Here is a 6,951-nt window from a genome sequence, read left to right as displayed (position 1 = left end):
GGCTTTAGGTCACACGTTCCAGCCCTTATACATCGGGGTAGATGGATCTAGCAATCTACCAACAAGCGGTGGGCTTACTCTTCAAATAGCGAAAATTACACATCCATATATGGATAAGATTAATGTTGTTGATGGTTCATACGATTTAGCTGACCCGGATGCTGTCGCAGCGCATGACTTTTTTCACGATTATTATACGAATGGTGAGTATCGTAGCAATATCATTGTCGGTGATTTAGACATTGGTGGTACAAGTTTAGGCGAGCAGCGAATTGAAGGGATATTGGTCCAGTATATGGATGTTAAATTTCGGGACTTGGATCCTAACTAGAGGCTTATTTATGTTGTTTCGGGTACTAATTTTTATGCTTACTGCCGGGCTCGCTAATGCAGAGATGTCAAGTATTGATGACTCAGATCTATCAGAGGTGACAGGGCAAAGTGGTGTTTATTTAACAGGTGAAGTTTCAATCAACGAAGAGGGTGGGGCGTTCAATGACTCTGACAGCCATGGTTACTTTGGAGATTGTTCAAATAGTCAAAAAGTATGTGGGGCGCGCTTAGCTTTTAAGACTCAGAATGATGGAGGCTGGTTTGCGATTGATAATATTCAAGGCTCAGTCTCTTTTGAAGGTCTTACGTTTAGACTGAGAGATATTGCAGATGGTTTTGGTGGTGACGGTCTGCTATTTAATCGGGATGTGATCGAAATTGGCTTGCCTAAGAGTATACGCATGAACGACTTCCAGTATACGCTCGCGACTGCAAACCAAGACCGTCCAAGTAATAGTTCAGACTATCAGCAGGTCGACTTAATGACTGTCGAGATGAGTGGTGATCTCACTTTGCAGGGTAACCTGTTGGTTTTTCCAACGCCTTAGGAATTACGGATGATAAATAGACTATCAATAACATTAATGCTTTTTATTCTCCCACAAATAAGCGCTGCGGAGCTAAAAGCACTTGGTGATGAGTTTTTGTCGGGTGTAAGTGGGCAGTCGGGAATCACTGTTGACCTAGAATCGAAGTTTTCAGTGGGTGAGATAGCCTATTTTGATGATGGTTTGGGTATAGCGTTGCAGGGTGTCAAGATGAGCTCTGCTGCAGATCCTGGGCAGTTGGCAGAGCACCGATTAGAGTTTGATATTCTTGATAACGGCGATATAAAGTTTGCCTTTTCTTCTGGAAATGTCGCAAGGTTCGAAATAGAGGAAATTCGTTTTGTTGATGCGCCGGGCCTGCCTTCACTTGTAACAGATCCGAGTATAGGGGGCTTCTTTATTGACTACGAGATTGATGGCTCTATCTTGGTGCACAACAGAGGTAATACAAGACACGGTGCTAACAATGTTTTGGGTGGGTTGTATGATATTGATTTTACCGTCGAAAATGGGCGCTTAGGATATCGCACTAATGGCAATGAGTTTTTCTTGGATGGTTTAAGTTTGGATGTCGAATCTTTGGGTACGGTGTTTGGGGTGACCGAGGCAGGACAGCTTAACTTATCAATGCCTAACCTAAAGGCAGAGCTAAGTGTAGATGCCATTAGGTATAGTAATAACGCGTTAAATCACGGGGTAACTAATGATGTTACGTCGGGCGCGCCTTTAGCAAGTTACGGTAGCTTGTGGATTAATATGGATGTTAATTCTGATTTGTTAATTGCCGCGGGCGGCGCTGATGGTCTTACAGGAATGACGATCAATTCATCGAACCAGTTTAATCGCTTGGATGTAGCGTGGGGTGATGATACTGACTGGGCAGATACAGGTTACTGGGTAGGTGCTTTGGGTATTACCGGGTCAACAGATTTGGTCAACATGACGCTAGATATTTTGGATGATGAGGATTCAGGTGACGCTTATCATGGTGTGGGCTTGGCTTTAGCCTTTGAACAGTTAGCGATAGATCTGCATGTTCAGGATTTTGTTTTGGGTGAAACTAAAACAAATATTGATCAATATGTCGCGGGTAACCCTGTTCAATTAAAGTCACTAGGTTCTTTCGATATTGCTTTGACCTACGCCGACTCCGTTTGGGGTGGTGTTAGTCGAACCAACAAAATCTTGGTTCAAGCTGGCGGTAATACAGAGGCTGGCAATCAAGGTTTACGTCTTGATACTCAATTAAGTATCGCTGGTGACACAAATCAATCTAACTTTGTATACACCGATGATGGTTATTCTTTGATGTTGAGTTCTCTTTCTGCTTATGTTGATGGAGATATCACTATCGATATTACTGCAGACTTGCCAAATGATGACGTGTTTTTTGATGGTCTAAGGCTTGGTTTTGAAGATCTTGCTTTTGGCTATCAAATTGAGGGAGTGCGGGTTGCTGAGAGTACCGGGGATAAAGAGGATTTAAAGAATGAGAAGCTTGGGTCTGCACAGGGAGTGCAGGGGCTTCCTGGTTTGTTAGGTTCACCTTCTTTGGAAGGAACGCTTAATGGCCATATTACACTTGGGGCTGGTGGGCGAGAAGGCAGCGAAGGAATTACAGTAAATTCCGATATATCAATTAGTGATGGCATTATGGGTTCCTATTTAGAGGCTGACGGGACTGGGAATGGAATCTGGTTAAGTGGGCTGAATTATGATGTGCACTTGCGTGACATGATGTTAGATGTCACAAGTGACGGATTAAAGATTTATGAAGGTGAAAGTTGGAGTCGGTTGGATGTTACAGACTTTAAAATAGGTGAACGCACTGCTGACGCTAGCTTTGGCGGGCTTGTAGTAGAGAGTTATCATGCTGGTTCTGAGACCTTGATATCAACTGGTGGTGCTGGAGATGTTTGTATTGGTGGTGTCGGAGCTAGCCAGGGTGATTGTATTGCTGATAACGGGCGCTGGGAAAATCGTGGGGACCAGGGCTTAACAATAACATCTAAACGGCACTTTAAGTCGAAGATTGATTCTGAAGGAAAGAGAAATCGCTTAACTTGGCATGTCGGGCGCGATGGCGAGGGTACTGGTTCGCCCGATAAGGGAACGGGTCTAAAGTTAATATTTGATAATTATACGACCAATGACGGGAACAATTTGTCTGACGATTTTGGGATTCAGACAGAATACAACATGGATATTGCTCGCGCTCCGGTTATTAAGAAGTCGACAGGCTTCGATAGTAATAATATCTACGGTGAAGAGGGTTGGGAAAAGGTTATGTTGCCTGATGGCTCCTATGAGTACAAGGCTCCTTCAGATATGACTGCTGCAGATATTGCAAATAGACCGGTAGGTGTTGCGATGAGAACAAATACGCAGTTCAAAGAGCTTGATTTTGAAAGAGTTAATCTCAGCCACTCTGTCGGTGGTGAGTCAACGCTGCTATACGGAATGAAGCTACAGAACTTTAATATCACAACTGATATTACTGCTACGCCAATAGATTAAAGCTGGCGCTTACATTTTCTTGCCTTAATAAGGATGGCATTGCGATAATGCTTTCGAAGTCGCTATAATCGCGGCTTCATTTCTTTTTGGTTTCCCTTATGGAACTCCGTTCTATTTTAAATCTCTTGTCGGATGGTGAATTCCATTCAGGGTCGGACCTTGGTCGTACTTTGGGTGTAAGCCGAACTGCAGTGTGGAAAGCGTTAGGTCAATTGGAGGAGTTGCGTTTACCCTTGGAGTCAGTAAAAGGGCGCGGCTATCGTTTGTTGCGACCGCTTGATCTATTGTGTGGTAAATCTATTCAGTCGTATATGGCAGCTCAAGCTGTCGAAAATATCTCTATTGAGGTGCTTTTAAGTACCGATTCAACAAATACTCACTTATTGGAAAAGCAACTCGAAGGAAATTTATACGAGAGTTGCTTGGCAGAATATCAGACGGCCGGAAAAGGTCGTCGTGGCCGAAAATGGGTTAGTCCTTTTGCGAGAAATATTTATCTTAGTATTGCTTTTAATCTTGATGGTGGGGCAGAAGCTCTATCGGGGCTAAGTTTGGTGGTTGGTTTGTCTGTTGTGAAGACGCTAGCATCACTTGGTGTTAGTGGCGTTGAGTTAAAGTGGCCGAATGATGTTTGGTTAAGTGGAAGAAAGTTAGCAGGTATTTTGGTTGAGTTGCATGGAGAGGCGACAACGAGTTGGCGGGTTGTGGTTGGTCTGGGTTTGAATGTTGATATGAAGCCTGAGGATGCGGAAGTGATTGAGCAGGCTTGGTCAGCTTTGTCCGAAGTATCGGATATTGGTCGGAATGAGCTAGCTGGCAACTTATTGAGTGGTTTGTATTGTGACTTAGAGCGTTTTAAGTTGGGTGGCTTTAAGGATTTTTTGTCGGATTGGAACAAATTTGATGCTTTAGCGGGTAAAGTGGTTGAAATCAACAGTGGTGCAATAGTTGGTATTGCGCGAGGAGTTGACTTATCTGGCGCGCTCTTATTAGAGGTTGATGGAGCACTATCTGCGGTTAACGCAGGTGAGGTGTCGGTGAGGTTAGGCTGATGCTTCTATTAGATTGCGGCAACACACGGATCAAGTGGTGTTTAGCTGAAAATAATAAAATCATAAGGTCGGGAGAGGAGTTGTTGTCGGCGCTTGATCCTGCTTTGCTGGCAGCAGAGTTGGGTGGCATGTCATTTAATAGGGTGCTGGTAGCATCTGTTAGGGTGTCTGAAGTACTAGATAGTCTGCTTGACGCGCTCCAGCGTATGGTGGATGTTAAGATTTATGCGATTTCTCATGATGATATGAGCGGGCAGCAATTTGCTTACGATGAGGTGAAAAGGTTGGGGGTTGATCGCTGCCTGGTAATATCAGCCGTGCGCGATCTGTATCAAGGCGCTTGTATGGTAATCGATAGCGGTAGTGCCTTGACGGCCGACTTGATTGACGGAGATGGACGGCATATTGGTGGCTATATTTTTCCAGGTTGCAAAATGTTGCAGGATTCGCTTGTGGCGGGGACATCGAAAATTGTATTAGATGATGATGTGCAGTGTGGATTATCTCCAGGCAGGAATACTGAGCAGTGTGTTGTTAATGGTGTTCATATTATGGTGAGTCAAACTATAAGCTACTTAGAGTCACAGTGTCAGGGCTATGGTATTAACAAGGTAATACTTACGGGTGGTGATGCTAAATATATCGCCGGATTTATCGTGGGGGCTTACGAATTGAGGCCTGTATTGGTCTTTGAGGGGATGGCTGGGCTGTTCGGATCTAGGCTTGAGGGGGAGCTACACTAATGAAGTGGGTGTTTATAGCGTTATTGGTTGTGAATGTAGGTCTGGTTGCTTTTCAGTGGGTGAAGCATCGAGAGCAGGGTGTGAGTCCAGAATTTCAGGAAAATAAGGCAGTAAAACGTATAGTATTGTTGTCGGATATTTCATCGTCGGGTGGCGATAAACAGGCAATAGCGAGGCGTTGTGAGTTGCTGGGGCCTTTTGATAATAGGGCTGAGTTGGAATTGGAAAAAAAGAGAGTGCTTCCGGGGACTGGTGAGGTTCAGATTGTAGGTCAAACTCTTGATAAGGCGCCCTCTTATTGGGTGTATATCGCGAAGAAAGATGTTGTTGAAGATCTAGAGCAAAGATTGCTTGAGATTAAGGTCGACACGTATAAGATTTCTTCAGGAGAATTAAGTGGGGCTTATTCTTTAGGGGTGTTTGAAAATATAGATTTGGCGCGCGGGTTAGCAAAAAAAGTAAAGAAAAGTGGTATGGCGCCAAGCATTTTCGAGAAAAAGAAGTCTGAAACGAGTTTTTGGTTGGAGTACGGGCTTGATTATGCTGCTGAAAACCAAGAGAAAATAGACGAAATTGCTGCATTGTTATCAACAGGTGCAAAGAAGAGAGAAATTTTTTGCAAAAGTGTTGCATCTGAAAAATAGTTCACTTAGTATAGCGGCCTCTCGAAATGAGGGTGTGCAGCTGGTGTAGCTCAGTCGGTAGAGCAACGCACTTGTAATGCGTAGGTCGGGGGTTCGATTCCGTCCACCAGCTCCATTTTGTTTTGAGTTCTTTAGAGTCTTTACGATTCTAGCTGGAGGGGTTCCCGAGTGGCCAAAGGGATCAGACTGTAAATCTGACGCGTAAGCTTCGGTGGTTCGAATCCACCCCCCTCCACCAGTTTTATGTGGCGGGCATCGTATAATGGCTATTACCTCAGCCTTCCAAGCTGATGATGCGGGTTCGATTCCCGCTGCCCGCTCCAAGTAATAAATTCGTTGCTCATATAGCTCAGTCGGTAGAGCGCCACCTTGGTAAGGTGGAGGTCACCGGTTCAATTCCGGTTATGAGCTCCATGAGTGTTATTGCTTGGTTTTATTGAATTTAAGTTGTGTGTGGTCAATGCTGGTTCTAGCTGGCCGAGACGCAGTGTCCGCAATCGAGCTATATTTTTTGAGGAGATGTTCGGATGGCAAAAGAAAAATTTGAACGTAATAAACCACACGTCAACGTAGGTACTATTGGTCACGTTGATCACGGTAAAACAACTTTGACTGCAGCGTTAACGCGTGTATGTGCAGAAGTATTCGGTGGTGAGAAGGTTGACTTCGCAAACATCGATAACGCACCAGAAGAAAGAGAACGTGGTATCACTATCGCGACGTCTCACGTTGAGTATGATTCAACTGATCGTCACTACGCTCACGTTGACTGCCCAGGGCACGCCGATTATGTTAAGAACATGATCACAGGTGCTGCTCAGATGGATGGTGCTATCTTGGTTTGTGGTGCGACTGATGGTCCTATGCCTCAGACTCGTGAGCACATCCTTTTGTCTCGTCAGGTAGGTGTACCTTACATTGTAGTATTCTTGAACAAGGCTGACTTGTTGGCTGAAGACTGTGGTGGTGCAGGTTCAGAAGAATACAACGAGATGCTTGAATTGGTTGAAATGGAAATTCGTGAGTTGCTAGACACTTATGAGTTCCCAGGTGATGATACGCCAATTATCGCAGGTTCTGCTTTGATGGCATTGAACGGCGAAGATGATAACGA

At 44.5% G+C, this 6,951-nt stretch carries 7 protein-coding genes and 4 tRNA genes; all 11 read left to right on the top strand.

Annotated features, from left to right (window positions below; all coding sequences use genetic code 11):
• The coding region (locus A3757_RS10015; protein ID WP_231878248.1) for a hypothetical protein at positions 1-331 on the top strand (331 nt) is incomplete at its 5' end.
• Positions 332-341: 10 nt separating this feature from the next.
• Entirely contained in the window at positions 342-881 is a 540-nt protein-coding gene (locus A3757_RS10010; RefSeq protein WP_068514093.1) for a DUF6160 family protein, read from the top strand.
• 9 nt (positions 882-890) lie between these two features.
• Complete coding sequence (locus A3757_RS10005) at positions 891-3,398, top strand: DUF6160 family protein (RefSeq protein WP_156491798.1); 2,508 nt, start codon at positions 891-893, stop codon at positions 3,396-3,398.
• A gap of 98 nt (positions 3,399-3,496) precedes the next feature.
• Positions 3,497-4,450, top strand: a complete 954-nt coding sequence (birA, locus tag A3757_RS10000; protein WP_068553513.1) for a bifunctional biotin--[acetyl-CoA-carboxylase] ligase/biotin operon repressor BirA — start codon at positions 3,497-3,499, stop codon at positions 4,448-4,450.
• Entirely contained in the window at positions 4,450-5,193 is a 744-nt protein-coding gene (locus A3757_RS09995) for a type III pantothenate kinase (RefSeq protein WP_068553512.1), read from the top strand. Before birA ends, A3757_RS09995 begins: the two co-directional genes overlap by 1 nt.
• Positions 5,193-5,837 (top strand): hypothetical protein, encoded by a 645-nt coding sequence (locus A3757_RS09990; protein WP_068553511.1) that lies wholly within the window; start codon positions 5,193-5,195, stop codon positions 5,835-5,837. Before A3757_RS09995 ends, A3757_RS09990 begins: the two co-directional genes overlap by 1 nt.
• Before the next feature lie 39 nt (positions 5,838-5,876).
• Positions 5,877-5,952: transfer RNA gene (locus A3757_RS09985), tRNA-Thr, on the top strand.
• Between the two features lie 39 nt (positions 5,953-5,991).
• Positions 5,992-6,075 (top strand) — tRNA-Tyr (locus tag A3757_RS09980).
• Positions 6,076-6,085: 10 nt separating this feature from the next.
• A tRNA-Gly gene (locus tag A3757_RS09975) sits at positions 6,086-6,160 on the top strand.
• A 15-nt stretch (positions 6,161-6,175) separates the two neighbouring features.
• Positions 6,176-6,251, top strand: a tRNA-Thr gene (locus A3757_RS09970).
• 113 nt (positions 6,252-6,364) lie between these two features.
• The coding region (locus tag A3757_RS09965; protein ID WP_156506269.1) for a GTP-binding protein at positions 6,365-6,951 on the top strand (587 nt) is incomplete at its 3' end.

Source organism: Oleiphilus sp. HI0117 (genome assembly GCF_001635235.1).
The sequence above is the reverse complement of the archived record's forward strand: the minus strand, read 5'-3'. Positions and strand labels throughout refer to the sequence as shown.

Excerpts from the sequence above, each read along its gene's own strand:
- A3757_RS09995 (WP_068553512.1), top strand. The coding sequence starts at position 4,450 with ATGCTTCTATTAGATTGCGGCAACACACGGATCAAGTGGTGTTTAGCT.
- A3757_RS10010 (WP_068514093.1), top strand. The coding sequence starts at position 342 with ATGTTGTTTCGGGTACTAATTTTTATGCTTACTGCCGGGCTCGCTAAT.
- A3757_RS10005 (WP_156491798.1), top strand. The coding sequence starts at position 891 with ATGATAAATAGACTATCAATAACATTAATGCTTTTTATTCTCCCACAA.
- birA (WP_068553513.1), top strand. The coding sequence starts at position 3,497 with ATGGAACTCCGTTCTATTTTAAATCTCTTGTCGGATGGTGAATTCCAT.
- A3757_RS09990 (WP_068553511.1), top strand. The coding sequence starts at position 5,193 with ATGAAGTGGGTGTTTATAGCGTTATTGGTTGTGAATGTAGGTCTGGTT.